This window comes from Schnuerera sp. (genome assembly GCF_035459645.1).
GTDB lineage: Bacteria > Bacillota > Clostridia > Tissierellales > Tepidimicrobiaceae > Schnuerera.
In genome coordinates, this window is sequence record NZ_DATHXO010000009.1 from 1 (window position 1) to 1,559 (window position 1,559).

At 32.4% G+C, this 1,559-nt stretch carries 1 protein-coding gene and 1 pseudogene; both read left to right on the top strand.

All coding sequences use genetic code 11. The features are described from left to right. Window positions 1-230: 230 nt before the first annotated feature. Window positions 231-1,253, top strand: a pseudogene (locus tag VK998_RS00180) (class I tRNA ligase family protein); the annotation flags it as partial. Between the two features lie 111 nt (window positions 1,254-1,364). Next, a partial coding sequence (cotE, locus tag VK998_RS00185; RefSeq protein WP_325224143.1) for an outer spore coat protein CotE occupies window positions 1,365-1,559 on the top strand: 195 nt, incomplete at its 3' end.

Sequence of the window (1,559 nt, forward strand, 5' to 3'; positions counted from 1 at the left end):
GAGTATAATATCTGAAGTTATAGTAGGATATTACGCTATAAGCGTTATATTAAAAGAGTGATAGGATAGTTAAATTTTATCCTATAATTTGGGTGGTACCGCGGAAATTCGTCCCTAAGTATATACTTAGGGACTTTTATTTTGTATATTTTTAAAACTATATTTAATTTCGAAAAATAATCGTAGGGAACAACTTGTAGGTTGTTCCCTAATTAGAAAGGATGAGAAAATTGACTAGATTTAGAGAATTATCTAATGAACCAGTAAGCAAGAGGGAACAAGAAATTTCAAAATACTGGGAACAAATTGATCTTCTTCATAAATCTGTAGAAAATAGGGACGAGAACAAACCTTTTATTTTCTACGAAGGACCTCCAACAGCCAATGGCAAACCAGGAATTCACCATGTAATGGCTAGAACATTGAAAGACTTAGTATGTAGGTATAAAACTATGGAGGGTTACCAAGTAAAAAGAAAAGCAGGATGGGATACCCATGGTCTACCTGTAGAGATTGAAGTAGAGAAAAAATTGAATTTAAAAAACAAACATGAAATTGAAGAGTATGGAATTGAAAAATTCAACAAACAATGTAGAGAGTCTGTATTCCAATACGAAAAACTTTGGAGAGAAATGACTACCAGAATGGCATATGAAATCGACCTAGATAATCCATATGTAACTTTAGAAAACGATTATATAGAATCGGTTTGGTGGATTCTAGACAAATTTTTTAAAGAAGGTTTAATCTACGAAGGACATAAAATATTGCCTTATTGTTCTCGTTGTGGAACAGGTTTAGCTTCTCATGAGGTAGCTCAAGGTTATGAAGAGATAAAATCAGAAACTGTAGTAGTTAAATTTAAGCTAAAGGACAAAGATGAATATTTCCTTGCTTGGACTACTACGCCTTGGACTTTACCTAGTAATGTATGTCTTACTGTCAACCCAGAAGAGGTCTATTTAAAGGTGAAACAAAATGATGAAATATATTATGTAGGTAAAGTTTTAGCAGATAAAGTATTAGTAGAAGATTATGAAGTATTGGAAGAATTAAAAGGTAAGGATTTAGAGTATATAGAATACGAACAATTAATTCCATTTATAAAAATAGAGGAAGATAAAAAATCATTCTTCGTTACATTGGGGGATTATGTAACTACGGAAGACGGTACTGGAATAGTCCATTCTGCTCCAGCTTTTGGTGAGGATGACTATAATACAGGAGTGAAATATAATTTACCAGTATTACACTTATGTACTCCTTAAAAACTTCCTTTTCTTTATATTTCATAGATACGTTATGCACTTTAGGTATTTGTCTTGCATAAAATGACTATGAAAAAAGAGGAGGTAAACGTTATTATGAGTTTTCTAGATAAAGACTATAGAGAAATCATTACAAAGGCAGTAATTGGAAAAGGGAAAAAGTTCACGCAGGCAACCCATTCCATTTCACCGTCACATAGACCGACAAGTATTCTAGGATGCTGGGTTATTAATCACTTGTATAATGCTAAGAAAAAGTCTGAAGATACAGTTGAAGTAAACGGAAGTTAT